The organism is Candidatus Sulfotelmatobacter sp. (assembly GCA_035504415.1).
In the GTDB taxonomy this organism is placed as follows: Bacteria; Vulcanimicrobiota; Vulcanimicrobiia; order Vulcanimicrobiales; family Vulcanimicrobiaceae; genus Vulcanimicrobium.
Genome location: DATJRY010000003.1, coordinates 84729 through 110144 on the forward strand (window position 1 = coordinate 84729; position 25416 = coordinate 110144).

At 63.4% G+C, this 25416-nt stretch carries 12 protein-coding genes; all 12 read left to right on the forward strand.

Annotation, left to right across the window (positions count from 1 at the left end):
• The first annotated feature begins 23 nt into the window (after positions 1-23).
• Positions 24-16658 carry a hypothetical protein gene (locus VMD91_00665; GenBank protein ID HTW82558.1) on the forward strand — a complete coding sequence of 5545 codons (16635 nt, stop codon included), beginning with the start codon at positions 24-26 and terminating at the stop codon, positions 16656-16658.
• Between the two features lie 587 nt (positions 16659-17245).
• Positions 17246-18073, forward strand: a complete 828-nt coding sequence (locus VMD91_00670; protein ID HTW82559.1) for a hypothetical protein — start codon at positions 17246-17248, stop codon at positions 18071-18073.
• Positions 18074-18194: 121 nt separating this feature from the next.
• Positions 18195-18401, forward strand: coding sequence for a flagellar FlbD family protein (locus VMD91_00675; protein HTW82560.1), 207 nt, complete (start codon positions 18195-18197; stop codon positions 18399-18401).
• A 149-nt stretch (positions 18402-18550) separates the two neighbouring features.
• A complete protein-coding gene (locus VMD91_00680; GenBank protein HTW82561.1) occupies positions 18551-19384 on the forward strand; it encodes a motility protein A in 834 nt (277 codons plus the stop codon).
• A gap of 63 nt (positions 19385-19447) precedes the next feature.
• Entirely contained in the window at positions 19448-20140 is a 693-nt protein-coding gene (locus VMD91_00685) for a flagellar motor protein MotB (GenBank protein HTW82562.1), read from the forward strand.
• A gap of 2 nt (positions 20141-20142) precedes the next feature.
• Complete coding sequence (fliM, locus tag VMD91_00690) at positions 20143-21123, forward strand: flagellar motor switch protein FliM (GenBank protein ID HTW82563.1); 981 nt, start codon at positions 20143-20145, stop codon at positions 21121-21123.
• A gap of 2 nt (positions 21124-21125) precedes the next feature.
• Positions 21126-22019: a flagellar motor switch protein FliN gene (gene fliN / locus VMD91_00695; GenBank protein HTW82564.1), complete on the forward strand. Its 894-nt coding sequence runs from the start codon at positions 21126-21128 to the stop codon at positions 22017-22019.
• 28 nt (positions 22020-22047) lie between these two features.
• On the forward strand, positions 22048-22392 hold the full coding sequence (locus tag VMD91_00700) for a flagellar biosynthetic protein FliO (GenBank protein ID HTW82565.1): 345 nt from the start codon (positions 22048-22050) through the stop codon (positions 22390-22392).
• Positions 22389-23174, forward strand: a complete 786-nt coding sequence (gene fliP, locus VMD91_00705; GenBank protein HTW82566.1) for a flagellar type III secretion system pore protein FliP — start codon at positions 22389-22391, stop codon at positions 23172-23174. The genes VMD91_00700 and fliP overlap by 4 nt, the downstream gene beginning before the upstream one ends.
• Positions 23175-23178: 4 nt before the next feature.
• Positions 23179-23448, forward strand: coding sequence for a flagellar biosynthesis protein FliQ (gene fliQ, locus VMD91_00710; GenBank protein ID HTW82567.1), 270 nt, complete (start codon positions 23179-23181; stop codon positions 23446-23448).
• Entirely contained in the window at positions 23445-24236 is a 792-nt protein-coding gene (gene fliR, locus VMD91_00715; protein ID HTW82568.1) for a flagellar biosynthetic protein FliR, read from the forward strand. Before fliQ ends, fliR begins: the two co-directional genes overlap by 4 nt.
• Positions 24236-25303: a flagellar biosynthesis protein FlhB gene (gene flhB, locus VMD91_00720; protein HTW82569.1), complete on the forward strand. Its 1068-nt coding sequence runs from the start codon at positions 24236-24238 to the stop codon at positions 25301-25303. The genes fliR and flhB overlap by 1 nt, the downstream gene beginning before the upstream one ends.
• The last annotated feature ends 113 nt before the right edge of the window (positions 25304-25416 follow it).

Here is a 25416-nt window from a genome sequence, read left to right on the forward strand (position 1 = left end):
TTACCCACGGGAAGGGTACAAAAATGAGTCTGGGTGTCAGCGGCGTCACGACGACGCCTGGTTCCGCATTGCTCGTCGCCGGCAACGGCGGCGGCACCTCAGACACGTCGAGCCAAGGCGCTGCGTCGGTAGCCACCGCCGCGGCAGCCTCGTCGACGTCGAGCACAACCGGGACGACCGACTCCTACGCGGGGAGCTCGAGCGACGATACCGGGCTCTATACCTCGAAGGGGACGCTTGCTCTCGGCGGTGAGATCTCGCCCGATACGGTGCCCTCAGGCGATCCGTCGACGTGGACGCAGGCGCAGATCCAGGCCATGACCGCCGCCGATATCGGGTCGCTCACGCAGACGCAGCTCTCCGAGCTCAGCGCAACGCAGATGAGTTACTTCACGACGTCGCAGGTGTCGGACTTCAGCGCGACTCAGCTCGGTTATCTCTCGGCGCCGCAAGTCGCTGGCTTCGCGACCGGGCAGATCAGCGCACTCAGTCTCTCGCAAATTGGAGGATTGAGCGCCGCTGACATCAACGCGCTCAGCTCAGCGCAGCTCAACTCGTTCAACACGACCGGGAAGTCAATTCAGGGCATCTCGACGACGACGCTGGCGGGTGTCAACGCCTCGCAGATCGGCCTCCTCAATGCGACGGAGACGGCTGCGCTGAGCACGACCCAGGTCGCGGCCCTCTCTACTCCGCAGCTCGCTGCGCTTACGGCTACACAGATAGGTGCCCTGACTCAGGCACAGGTTGGCTCGCTGTCGGCGACTCAGGTCGGCGGCCTCACCACGACGCAGATTGCCGGCTTCGTCGCCGCGAACATCCAGGGACTCACGGTCGCGGACATCGAGGTCCTTTCGACGGCGCAGGTTGCCGCGTTCACGGCCGGAGCGGTCGGGAACGGTGCCTCGACGTCCTCGTCGACGAGCTACTTGTCAGGACCGCAGCTCGAGGCGCTCTCCACCGCACAATTGAGCGCCACGACGACGGCGCAAATCGGCGAGCTATCGCCGTACCAAGTCAGCACGCTGAGCGCGACTGACCTCGACTCGCTGTCCGCCGCGCAGCTTAACGCGTTCAACACGACGAACAAGTCGATCCAAGGCATCGCGACGACGACGCTCGCTGGCGTGAATGCCTCGCAAATCGGCGCACTGAACACGACGCAGACCGCTTTGCTGAGCGCTGCGCAAGTAGCGGCACTCTCCGCTCCTCAGGTCGGCGCGCTCTCGGCCGCCCAAATTGGGGCCTTCACGACGACGCAGGTCGCGTCGCTCACCACGGGTGAGCTGGGCGAGCTGACCGCCACGCAGATCGGGGGGCTGACGGCGGCCCAGATCGGTGCGTTCTCGCAGCCGCAAATCGGTGGACTCTCCGCCACGCAGGTTGCTGGACTGACGACGACCCAGATCGCAGGCGTCACAGCCGCGAACATCCAGGGCCTCACTGTCGCTGACATTGAGGCCCTTTCGACCGCGCAGGTTGCCGCGTTCACAACTGGAGCAGTCGGGAACGGCGCCTCGACGTCGTCATCGACGAGCTACTTGTCAGGGACACAGCTCCAGGCGTTCTCAACGGCGCAACTGGAAGCGATGACGACCGCACAGATCGCGGAGCTTTCGCAGTACCAGGTCAGCGCGCTGAGCGCAACCGATCTTAACTCCCTCTCCGCTGCGCAGCTCAACGCATTCAACACGACCAACAAGTCAATCCAAGGCATCGCGACGACGACGCTGGCGAACGTGAACGCGTCGCAGATCGGTGCGCTGAATACTACGCAGACCTCTCTCTTGAGCACGGCGCAAATCGCAGCGCTGACGAGTCCGCAGGTCGGGGCGTTGTCGGCCGCGCAGGTCGGCGCTTTCACGACGACGCAAATCGCGGCGCTCACTGCAACCGAGCTCGGCGAGCTGACGCCGTCGCAGATCGGGGGCCTGACGGCCGCTCAGATCGGCGCCCTATCTCAAGCCCAGATCGGCGGTTTCTCGTCGACGCAAGCCGCTGGACTGACGACGACCCAGATCGCGGGCTTCACGGCCGCGAACATCCAGGGCTTATCGGCTGCCGACATCGAGCCGCTTTCACCCGCGCAAGTTGCCGCATTCGCGACTGGTGCAGTCGGTAACGGGGCCTCGACGTCGACGTCGACGAGCTACTTGTCGGGCACCCAGCTCGACTCACTTTCCACCGCGCAACTCGAAGCGCTGACGACCGCGCAAGTCGGCGAGCTCTCGCCGTACCAGGTCAGCATGTTGAGCGCGAGCGACCTGAACGCCCTATCCTCTGCGCAGCTCAACGCGTTCAACACGACCAACAAGTCGATCCAAGGCATTGCGACGACGACGCTGGCGAACGTGAGCGCGTCGCAGATCGGTGCGCTAAACACGACGCAGACGGCTCTCCTGAGCACGGCGCAAGTCGCGGCGCTTACGATTCCGCAGGTCGGGGCGTTGTCGGCTGCGCAGGTCGGCGCTTTCACAACGACACAAGTCGCCGCATGTACCGCGACCCAACTCGGTGAACTGTCTGCGACGCAGATTGCCGGCTTGACGGCCGCGCAAATCAGCGTCCTCTCGCAAGGACAGATCGGCGGATTTTCTTCCGCGCAGATCGGTGGAATGACCACGACCCAAATCGCGGGGTTCACGGCGGCCAACGTGCAAGGACTGACCGCCTTCGATTTGCAGGCGTTGTCCACGACGCAGGTCTCAGCGATCGCGGCGTCCGCGGTCGGTAACGGAACGTCGACGTCCGGGTCGACTAGCTATCTTTCGGCGACTCAGTTGGAAGCACTGTCGACTGCCCAGATCGCTTCGCTGACCGCGGCGCAAATCGGCGAACTCTCGCAGTATCAAGTTGGCACGTTGAGCACGGCCGACGTAAACGCGTTCACGGCCGCACAACTCAACGCGCTGAGCACAACCAACAAAGCGATCCAAGGCATCTCGGTTGGAACACTTGCCGGTGTCAACGCGTCGCAGATCGGTGCGCTTAGTGCGGGAGAAATCGCCGCGCTCAGCACGGCGCAGGTAGCGGCGCTCTCGAGTTCGCAGCTCAGTGCTCTCACGGCGGCGCAAGTCGGGGCCTTTACGACGACGCAAGCTGCCGCGCTAACCGCGACACAGTTGGGCGAGTTGACGGCGTCGCAGATCGGCGGCTTGACGGCGGCCCAGATCGGTACGTTCTCGCAGGCACAGCTCGCTGGATTCTCTGCAGCCCAGGTTGCAAATCTGACGACGACGCAGATCGCCGGTTTTACCGCTGCCAACATTCAGGGCCTCAGCGCCGCGGACGTGCAAGCGCTTTCGACGACGCAAGTCGCGGCGTTCGTCTCGACAGCGGTCGGCGACGGAACATCGATCGCGACGTCGACGAGCTATCTCTCGGCGACGCAGCTCGATGCGCTCTCTACTGCGCAAGTGGCCGCTTTGACGATCGCGCAGGTCGGCATGCTCTCGCAATATCAGGTGTCGGCGCTCGGCGCGACCCAACTCGACGCGCTCACGGCCGCGCAGCTCGACGCGTTTAACCTTACCGACAAGTCGATCGACGGTATTATTTCGTCGACCCTCGCGAACGTGAACGCCAGTCAGATCGGGGCGCTTAGTGCGAACGAGCTTAACGCCTTGACGGCGACGCAGGTTGCCTCGCTGACCGCTTCACAGCTAAACGCGCTCTCGGCGGCCCAGATCAACGGGCTCACGGCGGCACAGGTAGATGCGCTGACGCCGACCCAGCTCAGCGAGCTGGGTTCAACCCAACTCGGCGCGCTCACCGCTGGGCAAATCAGCGGCTTCACGCCCGCGCAAATCGCGGGTCTTTCAGCCCCCCAGGTTGCCTCCTTAACGACGGCGCAGATCGCCGGTATCAGCGCGGCCAACGTCCAAGGCCTGTCAATAGCCGACCTAGCCGGCCTCTCGGCCGCGCAAATCGGCGCGTTTGCGACGACGACGGTCGGAAACGGCGCGTCGACGTCAATCGCGACGAGTTTCTTCACCGCGACGCAGCTCGCTGCGCTTACGCCAACGCAGATTGCGGGCCTCACCTCGGGGCAAGTGGACGAGCTTTCGCAATATCAGGTCTCGGCGTTGACCGCGCAGCAGATCAACGCGTTTTCGCCCACCCAGCTCAACAGTCTCAACGTCGCGGACAAGTCGATCCAAGGTATTTCGACAGCGACCCTTGCAGGCGTGAACGCGTCGCAGTTCGCGGCCTTGAGCGCGAACGAAGTGGCGGCGCTCAGTACAGCACAGGTCAGTGCGCTCTCGAGCGCGCAGTTGGGGGCCTTTTCGGCCGCGCAAATCGCTGCCCTGACGACAAGCCAAGTCGCAGCCCTCACCACGACGCAGCTCGCGGGACTGATGGTGTCGCAAACTGCGAACCTCTCGTCGACCCAGATTACGGCTCTGTCGCAGGCTCAGCTCAGCGCGCTCTCGACCGCCGTCGTCGGGGCGTTCACGACCTCGCAACTCGCGGGCGTGACCGCGACCAACATCCAAGGCCTGACGATGGCTCAGCTGCAAGCGTTCTCCAGCACGCAAATTGCGGCGTTGCCTGCAACTGCAGTCGGCAACGACGAATCGACCACCACCTCCGAGTTTTTAAGCCAAGCGCAGCTCGAGGCGCTCTCGTCGAGCCAGGTCGCGTCCTTCACAGTGACCCAGATCGGCGAGCTTTCCCCCTATCAAGTTGCCGCGCTCAGCGCGAACGACCTCAATGCGCTTTCGTCGTCACAGCTCAACGCGTTCGATACGTACTACGCGTCGATCCAGGGTATCTCTACCGCGACCATTGCCGGCCTGAACCCCACGCAAATTGGAGCGCTGAGCACCACGCAGACCGCGCTGCTGACCGCTGCTCAAGTCGGGGCGCTTTCGGGCGGCCAACTCGCCGTGCTCTCTGTGGCCCAAATCGGAGCGTTCACGAAGCAGCAAGTCGAGAGCCTGTCGGCAGCACAGATGTCGGTCCTTGGGACAACGCAGCTTTCTGGCCTAAGCGCAACGCAGATCTCGTACTTGACGGAGTCGGCGGTCTCGGGCTTCAGCGCCACCCAAGCCGCAAGTCTGACCGCGAGCCAGCTGTCCGGTTTCGGCGCGAACATCCAGGGTTTGAGCACGGCTGCGATTCAGGCGCTTTCGCCCGGGCTGGTCAGCGATCTCACAACGCAGCAGGTCGTATATCTTTCGCCGAGCCAAGTTGCGGCGTTCTCCACGGCGCAATTCGAAGCGATTACGCCATCCGCATTCTACGGCCTGACCGCGCAAGACATCGCCGGGCTTTCGAACCAACTCGTCGAGACGATCAGCCCGGCTCAGATGGGCGAGCTGGTCGTGGGACTGCCGGGTTTTAGCAATGGACAGCTCGCGCTCTTGACGACGGAGCAGCTCTCCAGCATGACTTATGCCGCGGAGCTCACAGCGGGTCAGCTCGCGAGCCTTACTCCCACGCAAGTTGCAGCGCTGCCCAGTGAAGCGTTTTCGCAATTCAGTGCAGCTCAGTGGGGTGCATTCACCGCCGCCGACCTCAACGCGTTGACCGCTGCGCAGCTTGCGGCGACGAGGAGCCTGGCCGGCATCGCGCCGAGCGTTCTCGCGGAGGTTGACCCGCGCCAGTTGGCAGCGTGGTCGGCGGTCTGGGTTCCGCCGGCCTCCCTGATAGATAATGCCGCTTCGAGTCCGACGACCCTCTCGATCACGAGCGCACAATTAGCGGCGTTGAGTCCCGATCAGGTCGAGGTGTTAACGCCCGAATTCTTGCTGTATGCGCCACAGGCGGCACTAACCCAGGCCGACGTGCAGGCTCTCGATCCCGATCAGGTCGAGGTTCTTACCTCAGCTGCGATGGCAAATCTCGCCCCCGACCAGATGCAGGAGTTGGACATCTGGCAACTCGGCTCGATCGATCCTACAAAGCTGACTGCTGCGCAACTGGCCGGTATTGGGGGCTTACTCGCCTACTTACCCTACGGAACAGCAGACGAGTTGACGGCGGCGCAAATCGCTGGCCTGAGTAGCGACGACCTTCAGGCGCTTCAGGCGACGGAAAATCCGGGCGAATACGAGATCAATACGAGCGAGCCGATCAACGACTGGCTTTTCACCGCTATTGCCGGCGCTTTGGTGTCGGGTGATGTCGTCGCCTCCGATACAGGGCAGCCGCTCTCCACCGATCAGATGAGCGCAATCGGTCCCCTGACCGTCGGTGCGAATCCCGACTATGAGAAGATCGACCTGGCTAACGTTCTTCCAACACTGCTTTCGGCATTGGGCGCCGGCGGATCCATTACTCCGGTCCTCGCTGCGGAGACCTTCTTCGACATCACACCCTCGGAGGCAGCGGGAAACATATCGCCAGCTGCCGTCAATGAATGGTTAGAAGCGGGATCTTACGGCTTGACGACCGCGGAGATCGAGGCGCTTCCGACGTGGGATGTCTCCGCGATTGACGAAGGACATCTCCGCCTGCTTCCGACCAGCACGATGACCGCCTGGTCTAACGCGCAATTGGCCGCAGTCAACCCGACGAGCCTCGGCGGTCTTGACGGCTCGCAGTTTGCTGCATTCAGTGTGGCGCAGATCGGTGCCTTCACAACTGCGCAGGCGGGCGCGCTAAGCGCTTCGGAGATACAGGCTCTTTCGACAGTTCAATTTGCGGGCTTCACTGCCATTGCGCTGAGCGGGTTCGGGGCAACGCAGCTAGCTGCAGCGTCACCCCAGCAGCTTGCCGCGCTCGGCGGGGCGCAGCTAGCAGCGCTGTCAGCATCGGCCGGCGTTGGAGTCTCAGCGGCCGACGTACAAGCGCTGTCTCCTGCACAGGTTGCAGCCTTCCAACCCGGTACCCTCGCGGCTATCAGCGATTCTGCATTAGAGGCCTTATCGCCATCGCAGGTTGCCGCTTTGACGCAGCAGCAGCTCGCGGCGCTTTCGGCGCACCAGCTCGAGATATTGGGAATCACCGACCTGGATGCATTGTGGGGCGCGCAAATCGGCGTGCTCGACGGTACGCAAATTGCAGGCCTCGACGCTGACGAGATCGCTTCTTGGACGCCGCCTCAACTTCAAGCGATCACGCCGACCGCGATTCCGGGCCTCACGGCGGCCCAACTTCAGGCGCTCAGTGGCGTGCAAATCGCCTCGCTGACGACTGCGCAATTCGGCGCAGTCACGGACGCACAGTTGGCCGCGCTCTCGGATAGCCAAATCGGCGCGATCACTGCGAATCAGGCGGCCGTCCTCACGCCGTCGCAAGTCGACCTGCTCTCGGGCGACCAGATCGGGTCGTTCACTCTGGCGGCGATCGCAGCGCTCGCTCCAAGCGTGATCGCCTCGCTGACTCCGGCGCAGCTGAGCGGTCTAACCGAGGCGCAGATCGCCGTGCTGACGCAGGCACAGATCGAGGCGCTCTCCGACACGCAGTTGGCCGCACTCTCGGGCGGCCAGCTCGCCGCGATCACGGCGGATCAAGCGTCCGTCATCGGGGACGGCCAGGTGGATCTGCTCGCACCCAATCAGATCGGGGCGCTCGACCCGACGGCGATCGCGGCGTTCGACCCCGGCGTGCTCGGTGCGCTCACGGCGCAACAGATGAGCGGGCTGACCGCCGAGCAGATTCAGGCCTTGTCGGACGTGCAGGTCGGGGCGATCACGCCGGACGGTGCCGCGGGTATCACCGCTCAACAGATATCGGCCTTCTCGCCGGAACAGATTGGCTCGTTCAGTGACGCCGCTGTCGATGCGTTGACTGCCGCGGCTTTGTCCGCACTTTCGCTCGCGCAGATTGCCGTCTTGAGCGAAACCGCGGTTCAGGACCTTTCGGCGGACCAGATGAGCGCGTTTTCGCCGGCGCAGCTGCAGTCGTTTAGCGACCAGCAGGTCAGCATGATCAGTGAGTCAGCCGTCAGCGGCATCACGATTGCGGCGATGCAGTCCCTCGGCGACGAGCAAATAGCCTCGTTCGACACGATGACGATCGCCGGGATGACGACGGCGCAGCTCCAAGCGCTTTCTCCCGATCAGGTCCAATCGCTGACGGCCGCCCAGTTGGAGGGGACGTTCCAGCGCGGAAACGGCTACGTCGGTGGCCCCTCCGCGTCGCAACTCGATGAGGTCGGGGCGAGGTTCATCGACGAGCTCACGCCGCAGCAAGTCGCCAACATCCAGTCGTCGGTCATTGGCGAAATCGCCGACAGCACGCTGCAAGAGTTCACCCCCGCGCAAGTCGCCGCATTCACGTTGCCGGATGTCGAGAGCTTGCGTCCCGACCAGGCCGCAGCGCTGACCGATGACCAGTTACAGGCGCTCTCCGACCTTCAACTCGGCCTGATGGGTGACGCAGATTGGAGCGCCCTCAGCCCGGAGCAGACAGCGCTGCTCACGCCGGCGCAGGTCGACGACCTTGGGCCCGACCAGATCGGCGCGCTCTCGGCGGAGGCGTTTGCCGCGCTGAGCTCGCCGGTATTGTCGACGCTCACGGCCAGCCAATATTCGGGCACTACCGCGAATCAGTTCGCGGCCGTTTCCGACGTTCAGCTCGGAGCGCTGACCGACAGTGTCCTGGGCTCCCTCACGGGCAGTCAGGTCTCGGAGCTCACGGCGGGTCAGGTCGATCTCTTGACGCCCGACCAGGTCGGAGCCCTGGATCCTGATGCGATCGCGAGCCTGGATCCGTCGGTCATCGCCGCGCTCTCTCCGGCGCAACTCGGTGGCGTCACGGTGTTACAGGCCGACGCGCTCACCGCTGCGCAAATCGGCGCCATGAGCGAGCCGCAGCTTGACGCGTTACCGGTCGCGGACCTGCAGAGCCTCGGCGCGGCTCAGCTGCAGGCGATCGATCCCACCGTGGTCTCGCAGCTCGATGACTCGACCGTCGAAGCTCTGTCAGCACAGCAAGTCGCCGATCTGACCGAGACGCAGTTACAGGTGCTGACGTACGATCAAATTGGAAGCCTGACCGGAACGCAGCTGACGTCGTTGAGCGGGAGCCAGCTCAACAGTTTCCTGGCGACGCAGGTACCCGGCATCGATTTCGAGGCGTTTCCGGCGCTTACCGACGAGCAGGTGGCGGAACTCGCGCCGACGACGCTCGCCGAGTTCACGACGGGGCAGGTCGCGAGCTTCAGCGGAGAGCAGCTCGCACAATTCGAGGCGCCCCAGGTCGCAGCACTGTCGGCAGCCGACCTTTCGTCGCTTACGTCCAACGCGATCATTGGTCTGACGACGGCGCAAATCGCCGAGCTCTCGACCATGCAGTTCAGCGGCTTCACGAGCAACCAACTCACCGAGCTGAGCCCGACCCAGGTTGCGGCGATTTCCGAAGGCGTCGTCGACAGCCTCGCCGCGGCCGATATCGCAGGCTTCAGCGGCGCCGCGCTCGCCGCAATGGCACCCGACACGTTCGCCTCTCTCGACGCCGACCAGCTCGGATCTCTCACCACGCAACAGGCCCCGGCTCTCACGACGGCCGAGGTCGGAAGCCTCAGCGAACCCCAGGTCGGCGAAATCGGCGTCTCCGTGCTTTCATCGTTGGCGCCGACCGCGTTGGCCGAAACAGGCGCCGTCGTCGACCAAGAGTTCTCACCGAACGTCATCGCGTCGCTCTCGACGTCGGACGTCGCGGCGCTTACGAACGCGCAGCTCCAGGGTTTATCCTCGGCCCAGGTCGGCGCGATCGATGCGCAGCAGCTGGAGGCCCTGGCGCCCGAGCAAGTTGCGGCCCTCGGTAGCAACATCTCCTCCCTCGATACCGCGACGCTGTCAACGCTGAATGACCAGCAGGTTGCCGCGATCGACCCGAGTGCCGTGGCCGCGCTTAGCGCCATTCAGCTGGCGGCCCTCGGCGAGGACAACATTGCGGCCCTCTCGGGCGACCAGCTGTCTGTGATCAGCAGCGCGCAACTCCAGGCGCTTTCGGCGCTCGAGGTCGCGAGCATCGGCGAGCTCTCGTCGCTTTCCACGACGGCGTTGCGTTCGCTCGACGAAACGCAGACGGCGGCGCTCAGCAGCGCGCAGCTGTCACAGCTTACGGGCTCGAACATCAACGACCTGCCAGCCGCGCAATTTGCTGCGCTCAGCGCGGAACAGGCGGCGTCGCTCTCGGCCGATCAGGTCGGAGCGATCGACGCGGAAAACTTGGCGAACGTACAGGGGAGTGCACTGGCCGCGCTCTCGGTAGCGCAGACGCAAGTCCTTTCGGCGGCGCAACTCAACGGTCTGAGTACATCGCAAGTCGAGGCTCTCGGCGGCGCGCAGATTCAATCGCTCGATCCTGAGGTTCTCGCTGACCTTCAGCCGCGCATCATCCGTGCGTTGAGTGCATTGCAGATCCAGTCCCTCACGCTGGAGCAGCTCGCGGCCTTGACCCCAGGGCAAGTCGCAGACCTCAAGACCGATGCGGACCTCGCGACGGACCCCGACGATGCGGCTGTCGTCGATCTGACGCCGACCGAGTTGAGCAACTTTACCGCCGTCCAGCTGCAAGCGCTCACACCGTCGGAAGTAGCCTCGTTGACGGGTCCTCAACTGCAAGCGCTGAGCAACGCTCAACTTGCCGAGTTCCTGCCGATTCAGCTCCAGTCGTTGTCGCTGACCCAGCTGAACAGCCTGCTGCCCTCCCAAGCTGCCGCACTGGTCGTTCCGCTCGCGACGCTCGGCTACGAGCTCGAGGACATGGGCGAGAGCGGTTCGGTGAACGGCGGCGATTCCGCGACAGAAGGCGGTGCGCTCGTCGCGGGCGACGAATCGGGGCCGTCCCAGCCTAGCTTTGTCATCGTCGACGACACCGGGGGCTCGCAGACGCTGGCACTCGCGAGCAGCGCTCTTGTCGCGGACGGGGACTTCACCGCCACCACGAGCGGCGGAGGTACCCTTTCGGCAGCGACACCGCCGGTGGGTTGGCCAGCGTGGTCGCCGCCGGCTGGGTCGGATCTGCCCATCGCGTCCGCGATGTATCCGGTCATCGACGCGGCGTTTCGGAGTTGGATCTCGACCGTTCCGGGCTATGGTTCGGGCGGCGAGAGCGAGTACGACGCGATTTCGTACGTCTACGACCAGCTCGATGCGAGCGGCCAATTCACGTCAACCGAACTGAGCGCCGCAGGGACCGCGCTCGCCGGAATCTTCAATTGGGGCTCGATCGAAGATCAGGACAACGGCAACACTGGGGGAATGGAAAACGCGGTTCCCGGGTGGTCGTTCACGGTCATCCAGGCCGTCGCTCCGGTCGCGCAAATCACGGGCACGCCATTCACGGGTCTGACGGGTGTCACGAACGATCAGCCGGGTTGGTACTACGCGGCGGATCCGAACGACCCGACGTTCCAAATCGGCTACGACGTACAAACCGGCGAATGGGACTTCGAGAATTCCACCAACGGTCAGGGCGTCGTGAGCTCGAGCCTGGGAACCGCGATGTCGTATGATCAAGCCTACCAGCTCTACCAAGCGGCGTACAACGATGCGCCGGCGGAGAATCCGCCGCCCGAAACCTATACCGTCGCCGGCTTGACCACGGCGCCGGCGAACGGCGTGCAGACGTTCACCAACACCGGATCGTCGGCCTCATTGTTGGGCAACACCGGCGTGCTGTCGGATCCGGGTGACTCGACCGTGTTCGCGCCGCCCGGCACGAGTGGTGCTGCCGTCATCGGGTCGAACGGAAGCGTTTCCCAGACGATCAGCGGTCTCACCTCAGGCCAGTGGTATGCCCTGTCATTCTCAGCGATGACGTCTATATTCGACGAGCTGGCCCAAGGGAGCGATCAGCCGAGCCAAGATCTCGGATACCAGTCCGCGGCGCCACAGACGATCGAAGTGACGTTGGACGGCCAGGCTCTCGGCGTCTTCTCGACCGGTTCGAACGGCGATGTGAACCCGTACGGGACCTCGGACTGGCAAGAGTTCGCGACCGCGGCCTTCGTCGGCACAGCCGGATCGCACGTCTTGACGATCACCGGCATCGCTCCGGACGGGGCATCGTCCTCGATATCGCTCACGAACTTGCAATTGCTGACCGTCACGCCGGCGGATACACCGCAGGAGCCACCGGGTGCGATCTCGTCGCTCTCCCCAACGGCCATCTCTCAACTCGCGCCGCTCCAGCTGGTCGCAGCAAACGATGACGACCTCCAGAGTCTCGACCAGGCACAGTTTCAGGCGATAACCCCACAACAGATCGCGTTCTTCTGGGGCTCGCAAATCGATCGTTTCACGAGTACGCAGCTTTCTTGGCTCACACCGACGCAGATCGCCGGCCTCGGCGCCGATCAAATCGGCTGGCTCGGAAGTACGGTGCTCAATGGCTTCGGCTCGGGACAATTAGGGGCAGTTTCGTCGCTTTCGACCATCTCGACCTCAGATTTGGCGAACCTCTCGACGAAGACACTCGAGACGTTCAGCGCGCAGCAGGCAGCGACACTCACGCGCGCACAGCTCGCGTCATTGGCCCCACAGCAGTTGGCGGCGCTCAATCCGCAAGCGTGGGGATTGTTCGATGCAGCGCAGGTAAACGGGTTGACGGCGCACCAGCTCGCAGCTTTGTCTCAGTCATCTATTGCCGCAATAAGCAATGCAGCGGCGTCGGGCCTTTCGATCGGAGGCGATGTCCAAGCCTGGGCTTCCGCTCCGGTCGCGGCGGCGACAATGGCGCCCTTGGCATCAATCAGTGGCAACGTCTCGCAGCTTTCGACGAGCGGAACAGTTGCGGTCGCACTGGCTACGGCCGGGAGCGTCGGCGGCGGAGGTGCCGGCGCAGCCCAACTTTGGAACGGCGAGAGTTGGGTGCAGTTGCAAGGTACCTGGTCGCAGGTGCTCGCAGGGCCGGACGGATCCATATGGGGAGTCACCTCCGCTGGCGAGGTCGAGCGTTACGTCGTCGACCAATGGGTCGACCAGGGGCTCTCTGCGAGTAACATCGCCGCTGGGCCCGATGGCGCCGTCTATGCGGTAGGTTCCGCAAATACGGCCGGCGGGAACATCTACGAATGGAACAATGGAAAGTGGAGCGATCTGTCGCTCTCTGCATCACAGATCGCCGTCGCTTCGGACGGTTCGCTCTGGAGCATCGGGGAAGATGGAAATGTCTACCATGAGGTAAGCGGCTCCTGGATTTTGGCAGGCGCGAGCGCGACGAGCATTGCTGCCGGAAGCGGCGGAAGCGTACTTATTATCGGGCAGCAAAATACTGCTGGCGGGAACGTCTCCGAGCTGACTAGTACCGGATGGAATGCTGATTCGCAGATCCTAGCATCGGTCGAGGTCGACGCGTCAGGATCCGTAATCGGAATCGATTCGAGCGGCGATGTCCTACAGTTGCAGAATGACGGTAGCTGGAATGCGGGCGTCGGTAACCCGATCGGCGCGTATTCATACACTACGTCGGGGTCGCCGGGGCAGAGCTCCGTGGCCAATGGAGCGTATTCCGCACTCGAAGCTCTCGCCGCACAGTACACAGATGGCGCTTCGAGTGCTCAGTTCGGTGAAGCGTTGCAGCAGGTATTGGACGCCATTGCGTCCGGAACCGCGTCGGCCGAGCAGTATCAGCTCCTCAATGGGATCGCGAATGCCATAGCCTACGGCAATGCGGACGGGCCGACGTTCCGCGGAGCCAGCGGCGTGGCGGGCCTCGACGGTGCTAACGCCGTGGCGGCGTTAACCGCAGGTCTTGTGCTCTCAACTGGCGTCTCGGTCGACCCGACGACGCTCGCATTCCTCTCAGCCGGTGCTGCAATTCAAGTCGCCAGGCAGCTCGGCGGTGCGACTCCGGTTGAGGTTGCGTCAGTACTCAGTCAGACAGAGGCGCCCTCTTTCAATCCCGTTTCTGATTTGAGTACGAGTGCTGCGGCGTCACTCGGCGCCCAGGCTGCGCCGGCGTATAGTGCCGCCGCCGCTGCTATAGCGCAGCTAAGCGACTCACAAGGCGACGTTTCAGCCGCCGTGAACTCGGTGCTTGGCCAGCTCTCTCAGAACGTAGCGCTTGGCGCTCAAGGAGCCGCGAACATCGCAGCTCTATCGATCCAGCAAGTCGAATGCTTGACGTCAAGTCAGCTCATCGCGCTGACGGCAGACCAGCTCGGGGGACTGACGTCCCATCAGTTGAGTAGTCTCTCGATCGCTCAGATCAACGCGCTTCTACCGGGCCAATTTGGCAGCTTGAACGATGACCAGCTCGAGGCGTTCACGACAAGTCAAATCGCGGGGCTCTCGGCCGGCTTATTAAATGCGCTCAATGCAGATCAGATTGCCGCTTTGTCGACGCCACAAATTGAAGCATTGACAGCAAACCAGATTGGCGGCCTGTCCGGTGACTTTATCAACGCACTAAGTGCGGCGCAGATTCAGAGTCTTTCGTTCGCACAGATCGGTTCATTCGGTTTGACGCAGATAAACGCGCTCTCCAATGACCAGACGTTCGCGCTGTCAAGTTCGCAAATCGAGAGTTTTGATCCGGTTGCACTACAACAGTCGATTTCGCAGTACTCTGGCGTCGGCGGTACAGTGCCGACGGAACCTATTTCGGTGTGGAACCCACCCAATCAGGCGCCGACGGTCGCGACGACGGTCCTCGTAACCAACGCGACCTTCGTATCGGGAGACTATTCGCAGGTTCTCTCAGTTCTCAACGGTTCGAACCTCCAGATTCAGCTGTGCGCCCATTGGATATTTGGGGATGACTCAGCCTCGTACGGCTCGGTTAGCGGGACCTCTCGGATTGATACGGCTTCGCTTCATACGTGGATTCAGATCTCTAGTGTCGATCAGTCCGGAAATACTGAGACTTTCACCCTGGGGTTCTATCTGGATCCACAGACTGGGAAGCTCTACGGTGCGTTCAACGGGGACTTACAAACTGCAAGCACGCCGTATGACGATAGGGACGTCATCGTGCCTCTGAATTTGGCGCCGCCCCTTGCCCCGATGGGGCAGCAGCAGAAGACGCTGAAGCAGATGGCCATCGACATGGTCAATGAGATGTTGAGATATAATGGGCAGCTGAACTACGATAAGCTTCCCAATGGCTCGACCACGTTCAACAGCAATTCAGGGACATCGACGCTTCTGACCGTAGCAGGGTGCAACACTCACGGCTTGGAGGTTACATTCAATAATGATGTAGAGAATACGTGGCAATACCTTCCTATTCCGGTGGCTGGAGCTACGGTCGCACTTGACAGCTGGGACTACGAGGATGGTATCGCCGCGCCGTTCATTCAGTGGGCGCCCGGCTGGAACCAGAAATTTCCGACTTCCAGCGGTATTTCGTTCGCTGGTCTCACTACGACCATCAAGACGATAACGACCAACCCAGTACAAGCGCTACTGGCTAGTCCATATCTACGGAATCTCATTCTGGGAAGCGGTCTCGGGGGCGCATTTTCGACGGCGGCAGATGACTTGGAGACGCTGTCCAAGCTTGTCGCGGGGGTCGAGCAGATCAAGAAAGGGGGCCTGCTGAACATTCTCTCGGGCGGATTCGATTTGGCCCAGGTCGCAGTACAGGCCGGCATTCTCCCGGAGACGCTCAACGGCGTTCCCATTGAGCAGGCAGTCCAAAATTATGGGCAGGCGCTGCAATTTCTGAGTGGGCTCCCAGGCCTCTACGCTGCTTACGAAGAGGGAGGCGTTAACGGTGCAATCCTGGCGGGGACCGAGACCGAAGGGATGCTGTTGGCCGCTGCACCAATGATTGCGGAGATCGCGCAGGATGGCCTGATACCGTTCTTGGATGGCACTGGTCTCGGGGCGTCCCCTGCTGAACTTGCGGCGGTGAGCAGCACGTTCTTGCCTATTGCGGTGGGCGTGGCCTTGATAGTGCTCGTACTTGGCGGTAGTCACGACAATCCTGCGGAGATGCCCGACAAGTACGATACAGCGCGGTACACAGAGTACATCGGCGAGCTTCAGGGGGATGCGTCCACCGCATACGGACCCGCTTATGACCCGACAACAGACCCGGTGCAGTCGTTGCTAGGCGGCCTTCCGATGCTCCAGTACATCGAGGACTGGGTGAAGGCGAATCTTTCCTCGTCGAATTCCGAAATTGCGAACCTAGCGCAACAGCTCTATGGCGAGTACGGGGACACTGGAGACGGTCAACTTGCGTTCCAACACGATATTGCGAACGAGTCCGTCGTAGGCGGGACGCTCTCAGGAACCTATGTGACGCTCCACGCAGATGCGGGGCAGGCGGTTGGGGAGATTCAGATGTTGGAGGAAGCGGTCCAGCCGGCACCGGAGCCGACGTACGGAGGACTCGAGTGGACGGCGTTCATGCTGCCGGATGGATCGACAGGATATTGGGCTCCGAACGGGGCTGGCGATTATTACTATTATGGACCCGATGGAACGTTGTATCTCGATCCCTATCCGGATGCGGTGCATTCCGGCGACCAAGGAAATGCCGTCGGCAACGTCGCGACGTATGATTTCCCTCCGTACAGCCCGTCATTGCCAGCGCCTGCCGAAGACTACGGCGGTCTCGATTGGACGGCGTTCACGCTCCAGAACGGAGGCGTCGGCTACTGGGCGCCGGACGGGTCCGGGGCGTACTATTATTTCGGCCCGGATGGCACTTTGTACCATGATCCATACGCGGGTGAGGTACAGCCCGCCGACCTGGACAACGCGGTGGGCAACGTTGCGACGTATCAGTTCCCGACATCTCCGTGATTCCGGAGCACGAAGGCGTTGTGTGTCTGGCCGCTCGGTTCGCGCCCCATGACTCATCGCGCCCGCACCCTCGCGTTGTGCGCGGCCGCCCTATCTACCTTGATCCTGACGCGACTCACGTACGGTCTCGAAACCTCATATTGGACGGACTTCGCGCGTTTCGATGTTGCGCTGATCGTGACCGCTACCGCGGCGTCCGTTACTGTGCTCGGAGATCAAGGAGTCCGATGGCGGTCATGTTTGGCCGTACTCGGCATATCCACGTATCTGCAAGCTGCCGAGGCAGCAGTGATGGTGAGTTCGGGGGCACACTGTGGAACGGCAAGTGGCGACTTCACGTTCGGGCTCGTGTTGGGCAGCCTGGTACTTGCGGAAAACCCGCTCGTGTTGTTCCTCGCGCTGGGCATTGCCTACGTTCTAACGCGCTTCGTCCTGCCGAATCAAACGTTTTGGCCCCGAGTGGCCACCATCGCAGGAGCTCTAATAGGCGTCGGTGGGATATCGGCCGCCGCCTTTTGGGTGCGTATCAGTCTCCAAGGACATCACTGTTGGCAGTTCTGAGCAGCCACTCTAGGAGAAGGAAGGCCGTGAGAAAACGTCTCGACGTCGCGGACATCATTGAAGGCGTGTCGCGCGCGCTCGACAAGGCGCCCATCGCGTTGACTTGGGCATTCGGAAGCTCCAAGCAGCAGCAAGGCAGACACATCGACGTGATCGCAGTCGCAGAGGGACCGCCGCCGTCCGAGCTCCTCTTTGCGGAGGCGGGGTACGTTTTGCACGTAATGATTGAGACGCCCCGGTCTTTGCGCGCTGAATTGGAAGCGCCCCGGCGAGCGGTGACCATTCGGCGTCTTGCTTCGAGCTCGATTGCGTTCGATCATGACGGCATCCTGACCAAGGCGGTGCTTCGCGCGCGCGAGCTTCTCAATGAGCCGCCGCCACCGTCTGTGTTTCGCGCCGAACTCGAGTTGATCCGAGATGTGCGGGAGACTTTCGCGCGGTTACCCGTGGAGGCTGGGCCTACACGAGCGCTCGGGCGCGCGGTGCTGCTCGAACGGCTCATGGAGCTGACCCACCTGCGCTGCGGGTGCTGGCCGGCGCATTTCGTGGATGCGATTGAGGCACTCAGCAATCGGGATCCTGAACTGGGCAAACTCCTTTCGGCTGCTACGCTCGACGATTCGGCTTTACGGTCGCTCATGCGGAAACTATTGGCAAATAAGCCACAGATCGCGAGCTGGCTGCTGCCGCCAGCCGCCCTTGCTCGATTGAGCCCGGAAGACGCGCAGCACATCCAACCATCTGATCTGCGTCGAATGACGAAATTGCAAGTGTTGACGATGAAGAGGGTGCATGGCAATGTTCTCGCGCCGCCAGCACGGGCGTACTTAGAGTCGACGATTGGCGCCCACTAGGTGGTCGACTAAGACAACCGAGGCTGCTGGCACGACGGATTCTGTGTTCCGGCCGAGGGACGGCGGCGCCGGGCTCGTGCTATCGTTGGAAACGGACGATCTCTAAGGAAAGGAGGCCGCTGTGATCGCGCTTCGTAGGCTGAACAACCAAGCCATCATGGTCAACCCGGATCTCATCGAGTCGCTGGAAGCGACCCCGGACACGGTCGTGACCCTGACCTCGGGCAACAAGCTCCTGGTGCGGGATTCGATGGAAGAGATCCGCGAGAAGATCATCGAGTTCAAGCGGCGGATCCACGGGCCCGAGGGCGCGCCGACCGGGCGCTGAGGTCACCGCAGGCTCGGCGCCTGCCTCGCCGAAGCGGAAGGCAAGCGGGCGTGGCCTCCGTCACACGGGCTCAATCCCGCACGCCGTAGGGCCGATAGCTACCCTGAGAGCTCTCCCGTTTCCGGTTGCCCTATCGGAAAGGCTGTACCTTGGATTTCGCGACGATCTTAGGCCTCGTGCTCGCCATCGGCGGGCTCTTTCTGTCTGCCTGGATCGGGCAAGTCGACGGCCGCATCATCTTCGCGCGTTACGAGGCGTTCTTGCTGGTCTTCCTCGGCACGGTCGGCGCGACGCTGGTCTCGTTCCCCCTGCAGACGTTCTGGCGCGGCATCACGCTGGGCTTCCGTACCGCCTTCACCGAGCCGATCTACCACGAGCGCGAAGTGATCGCGACGCTCGTCTCGTTCGCCGAGAAGGCGCGCCGCGAAGGGCTGCTGGCGCTCGAGAACGAGGCGGCCGCGCTCGAAGACGACTTCATGCGCAAGGGCATTCAGCTCGTCATCGACGGGCGCGACACCGACATCATCCGCAAGATCCTCGAGACCGAAGTCGCCTTCGTCCAGGAGCGCAACAGCAAGGCCGAAGCGGTCTTCATGACGATGGGCGGCTACTCGCCGACGCTGGGCATCATCGGCACCGTGCTCGGTCTGATCGCGATGCTCAAGAGCCTGGGCTCGCTGAGCGGCTCGGGCAACGTCGCCGGCACGCTGGGCATCGCGACCGCGCAGGCGTTCGTCGCGACGTTCTTCGGCATCTCGCTGGCGAACTTGCTGTGGATCCCGATCGCCTCGAAGATCAAGGAGCGCGCCGGCCAGCAGCTGCTGCTGCGCGAGATCATGATCGAAGGCATCCTCTCGATCCAGGCCGGCGACAATCCGCGCCTGCTGGAGGAGAAGCTGCACGCCTTCCTCGATCCGGACGAGCGCGAGACGGAGATCGAGGCCGGCGGCGGCGTCCCGGAGCCGGGACTGGCGGGCGCATAACCTATGGCGGCGACCGGAGGAGAGACCCGCTCGCGCCTCCGGCGCGCGCAGGGCGAATCCAAGATGGAAACCGCGGGGATGATGCGGTGGCTGCTCACGTACGCCGACATGATCACCCTGCTGCTCGCGCTGTTCATCATCTTGTTCGCGATCTCGACCATCTCGAGCGTGAAGTTCCAGCGGCTGGCGCGCCAGATCTCGGGCGGTTTCAACAGCACCGACGCGATCAACAACCCGCCCAACGGCGGCACGATCGGGAGCGACAAGGGCCAGACCGAAGAGGCCAACATGGCCGCGGTCAAGAGCCAGCTCGACCGCTACATCGCGCAGCGCAACCTGCAGTCCAAGGTGCAGACCCAGATCACCAAGCAAGGGCTGACCATCACGCTGCTGAGCGACAAGGCGTACTACGACTCCGGCTCGGCCGAGCTGCGACCGGAAACGAAGGCGCTGCTCGACGACGTCGCCGGCCAGATCCGCCACGTGCGCAACGACGTGCGGGTCGAAGGCAACACCGACGACGTGCCGATCGCCACCTCGATCTATCCGACCAACTGGGAGCTTTCCGCGGCCCGCGCGACGAACGTCACCCGCTACCTCGTCGAGCACGACAAGATTCCGCCAACCCGCCTCTCGTTCGCAGGCTATGGCGAGTACCGGCCCAAGTATCCCAATGACACCGACGCACACCGCCAGCAGAATCGCCGCACGGACGTCGTGATCCTGAACGGCAACGAGGGGAATTCGACCCCGTGAGCATGCTCTCGCAAGAAGAGATCGACGCGCTGGTCAATCAGCTGGCCGCCCCCGAACCGGGGACGCAGGCCAGCGATCTGCGCAAGGTCAAGTCGTTCGACTTCCGCTTCAACAAGCGGCTGGACAAGTTCTCGAACAACCAGCTGCAGACGCTGCGCACGCTGCACGACAACTTCACCCGGCTGCTCAACAACTCGCTCTCGGTCTACCTGCGCACGCGGGTCGAGGCGACGATCGTCTCGCTTGAGCAGATCAGCTACGGCGACTTCATCGCCTCGATCGGCATTCCGTCGATCCTCTCGATCTACTCGATGGACCCGCTGCCGGGCTCGGGGATCGTCCAGGTCGACCTCAACCTGGTGTTCTCGATCATCGACCGGCTGCTGGGCGGCCCCGGCTGGTACCCGCAGAAGCTCCGCGACCTGACCGACATCGAGCGCACGCTGATGCAGCGCTTCATGGCCCGCATGCTCAACAGCTATCGCGAGTCGTGGAACTACCTGCTGACGCTCTCGCTGAAGATCGAAGCGCTCGACTCGAACCCACAGTTCATCCCGCGCATCATCCCGCTCGATCAGATCGTCGCCTTCGTCTCGTGTGAGCTCAAGGTCGGCGACATGGCCGGCGTGATGAACTTCTGCCTGCCGTACCTGGTGCTGCAGTCGATCGGGCCGCAGCTTTCCGACTTCCAGTGGTCGCCGACCGTCGTCGCCGGCCGCGGCGTCACCGAAGAAGACATCGCGCAGCTGGCCCGCAACGTCGAGCGCGCGCCGGTCGACGTCAAGGTCGAGCTGGGCCGCACCGTCGTCTCGCTGCGCGACCTGATCGCGCTGCAGCCCGGCGACCTGGTGCTGTTCGACAAGCCGGTCGATCAGCCGCTGGCCGTGACCGTCAACGAGCGCGAGAAGTTCAAGGTGTTCCCCGGCGTCAACCGCGACAAGCTCGCGGTGCGCGTCTCCCACATCGTCGAGAACGAGGAGTAGCGGTGTCCGATACCTTGCGTCCCTTGGCCGACGCCATGTTCGCCTCCGCCGCCACAGTGTTCGGGACGCTCGCGGGGCGTAACGTCACCGCCGGACCGGCCCAGCAGACCGAGAGCGAGTCCTCGATCCGCGTCGAGCCCGACGTCGTCGCGACCGTCACGCGCGTCCCCTCGGCCGACCTCGCGTTCGTCGCCCGGTACCCCAAGCGCGACCTCGCGCAGGTGGTCGAGCTGATGCTCGGCACCACCAGCGAAGGCGGCGAGCTCGACGCGATGCAGCTTTCGATCATCGCCGAGACGGTGGTCCAGGTTTCCAGCGCGATGGGCGAAGCGCTCTCGACCCTCGCTCGTGCCGACAGCAACGGCATCGAGTCCGCCGTCGCCGCCGATGCCGGCGCGTTCCCGGCGCCGCCGTTCGTGACGTACATGGCCGCGCTCGAGCTGGGTGACGGCTTCGTGACGGCCCTGACGCTCGATTTCGACGTGCTCGCGCAGCACCGCCTCGAGGCCGCGACGGCGCCCGCCGCGCCCGAGCCGGTCGCCGCCCCCGCTCCGCCGCCGGCCCGTCGCAGCGCGCCGGTCCAGGAAGGCCAGCCGGTCAGCTTCACCGCGATGGCGCCCACCCCGGTGCGCGCGCCCGCCCCGGGCCACGCCAACCTCGACCTGGTCCACGACGTGCCGCTGGAGATCTCGGCGGTGCTCGGCCAGACCGAGCTCTCGCTGCGCGAGGTCGTCTCGATGCAGACTGGCAGCGTGTTCGAGCTCGACAAGCTCTCGACCGACCCGATCGATCTCTACGTCAACAGCATCTTGATCGCGCGGGGCGAGGTGGTCGTCGTCGACGACAAGTTCGCGGTCAAGATCAGCGAGCTCAACCCGGTCGTCGACAAGGTTTGACCGGCCTGCCGGCCGGAGGTGCGTTGAGATGAGCGTCGCGCTCACCTACGTCTGGGCGCTCCTACTGGTCGCTCTGATGCTGCTCGCGCTGACCTACGGCGTCCGGCTGCTCAACCGCGGCCGAATCGTGGCGGCCGCCGGGAAGCGCCTGGTAACGGTCGTCGAGTCGACCTATTTGGGGCAGCACGTGACCGTTCACGTCCTGAAGGTCGGCGACCGATACTACTTGGTGGGCGGAGGAACCGCCGGAGTGACCCACATCGCCGACGTCCCCCCGGACGCCGTCGAGCCCTATATCGAGTCGCAACGGAAGGCGCTCGGGGAGCAGCGGGATGCGCTGCTTCGTCTCATGCAGAGATTTCGCCGACCGTGAACCGCCGTACGTTCCTGCTTCTTGGTAGTCTCGCCGCCGTCTTCGCGTTCTTCGCGCTGGCGATGCCGGCGTTCGCCCAATCGGCACCGACCGCGCCGACCGTCCCGATCCCGCGCATCAACCTGGGCGTGAGCCCCGCGACCAAACCCTCGGACGTCGCGCTCTCGTTGCAGATCCTCTTGCTGCTCACGGTGCTGACGCTGGCGCCGACGATCCTGATCCTGATGACCTCGTTCACCCGGATCGTCGTCGTGCTCTCGTTCGTGCGCACCGCGATGGGGACCAACACCGTCCCCCCGACGCAGGTGCTGGTCGGCCTCTCGCTGCTGCTGACGTTCTTCGTGATGAACCCGGTCATCCAGGACATCAACAAGAACGCCCTGCAGCCGTACCTGGGCGGCAAGATATCGCAGACCCGAGCGCTCGACGAGGCGCAGGTGCCGCTGCGCGCGTTCATGTTCCGCCAAACGCGCGAGAAGGACATCGCGTTGTTCTACACGCTCTCGAAGGAGAAGACCCGGCCGGCCACCCAGAAGGACGTCCCGACCTACATCCTCGTCCCGGCGTTCGTCATCAGCGAGCTGAAGACGGCCTTCCAGATCGGCTTCGCGATCTACATCCCGTTCATCGTCATCGACATGGTCGTCGCCTCGGTGCTGCTCTCGATGGGTATGATGATGATCCCGCCGGTCTTGATCTCGCTGCCGTTCAAGATCCTGATCTTCTTGCTGGTCGACGGTTGGAACCTCACCGTCCAGGCCCTCTTCGCGAGCTTCAAGTAGCGCGATGACCTACGCGACGGCACTCTCGCTGGGGCGCGAAGCGATCGTGGTGGCGCTCTTGGTCACCGCGCCGGCGCTGCTGCTGGGGCTGATCACCGGGCTCATCATCTCGGTGTTCCAGGCGGTCACGCAGATCCAGGAGCCGACGTTGGCCTTCATTCCGAAGATCGTCGTCGTCGCGATCGCGATCTTGCTGTTCGGTCCCTTCATGCTGGCGCTGCTGACCGACTTCGCGAACCGCGTCTTCAGCAACCTACCGGCCTTCACCCAGTGACCGCGGACTTCAACCTCTTCGGGCTCACCCTGCCGCGCTTCGAGACGCTGATCTTGGTGTTGGTGCGGGTCAGCGCGATGCTGGCGATGGTCCCGATCTTCTCGCAGCAGCAGTTGCCGCGCCAGCTGCGCTTCGCGATCGGGCTCATGTTCACGTTCGTCTTGGCCTCGACCGTCCCGACGGTGGGCGTCATGCAACTCGGCCCTTTGACGGTGGCCGTCTTCGCGCAACTCTTCGTCGGCCTGGTGTTCGGCTTCGTCTCCTTTTTGCTCTTCACCGGGATCGAGTTCGCCGGTCAGGTCATCGATTTGCAGATCGGCTTCGCGATCGCGAACGTCATCAACCCGCAGACCTCGCAGAGCGTCACCATCATCGGTGAATACGAGCTGACGCTGGCGACCCTGCTCTACCTGGCGATCGACGGCCACCACCAGCTGATCGCGGGCATCGCGCGCTCGTTCAACCTGGTCCCGCTCCCCTACGCCGCGACGCCGCAGCTGCTGACGGGCGATGTGATGGGTTTCTTCACCGGGGCGTTGCTGGTCGTGCTGCAGATCGCGGCACCGGTCGCGGTCTCTTTGTTCCTGGTCAATGTCATGCTCGGCTTGATGGCGCGCGTGGCGCCTCAGATGAACATGTTCGTCGTCGGCTTCCCGCTGCAAATCGGCACCGGTCTGATCATGCTGATCATTTCGATCCCGATCATGGGCAACGTGTTCCCGGCGCTGGTCGACCAGTCGAGTCGCGAGATGGACACGGTCCTGCGCGCGCTGGGGCCGCAACCGTAATGGCACGTCCCGAAGCCACCGAAAAACCGACACCCAAACGCCGCCACGAGGCCCGCGAGCGCGGTCAAGTCGCGCGCTCGCAGGACATCGGCGGCTCGGCGATCTTCATCGCGATCGTTACGGCGCTGCACGTCGGGTTCATGCACGCCGTCGGCTCGAGCATGACCGCCTTCACGATCGCGATCTCGAACGCGGGCTCGCCCGACACGCTGACGGTCCGCTCCATCGCCGGGCTGTTCGTGCGTGCCGCGATGCCGTATACGGGCTTGATCGCGCTGGCGTTCTTTTCGGCGCTCGTGCTGGCGGTGCTCGCCAACCTCCTCCAGTTCGGCTTCTTGTTCTCGCCGGGACTGCTGCGCCCCAAATTCGGCAAGCTCAACCCGCTGGCCGGGTTCAAGCGCATTTTCTTCTCGGCGCAAACGCTGGTTCAGTTCGCGAAGCAGGCGCTCAAGCTGACGATCGTCATCTTCATCTGCTGGATGGGGATCAAGGACAACGTCCCCGTGCTCGCCGGACTGGCGAGCGCCGCGCCGCACGACATCTTGGCCACCATCGAGGGCATCGTCTTCGGCATCGGGATCAAGGTCGGCATCCTGCTGCTCTTGCTGGGCATCGTCGACTACGTCTGGGAACGCCGGCGTTTGGAGACCTCGCTCAAGATGACCAAGACCGAGGTCAAGGACGAACAGAAGCAATCGGAAGGCAACCCGGAGGCTAGGCAAGCGCTCAAGCAGCGGCAGCGGGCGATGGCGCGCCGTCGCATGATGGCGGCCGTTCCGAAGGCGACCGTCGTGGTCACCAACCCGACCCACTTCGCGGTCGCGCTGGAGTGGGACGAGCTGACGATGGACGCGCCCCTGCTGACGGCCAAGGGCGCCGACCTGATGGCCCGGCGCATCCGCGAGCTGGCCAAAGAGCACGGGGTGCCGCTGGTCGAGAACCCGGCCCTGGCCCGGACCCTGTACGCCAAGGTCGAGCTCGATTCGCCGGTCCCGGCCGATCTCTACGCGGCGGTCGCCCAGGTCATCGCCTTTGTCTACAAGCTCAAGCACCGGACGATCGCATGACCGCATACCAAGCGGGGCCCCGCCGAACGAAAAGAGAACGCCGGGCCGGTGCCGGCGCGCTTACGTCGGGGCGCCAATTCGCCGATGGTAGTAGCAACGTGGAGACCGTGACC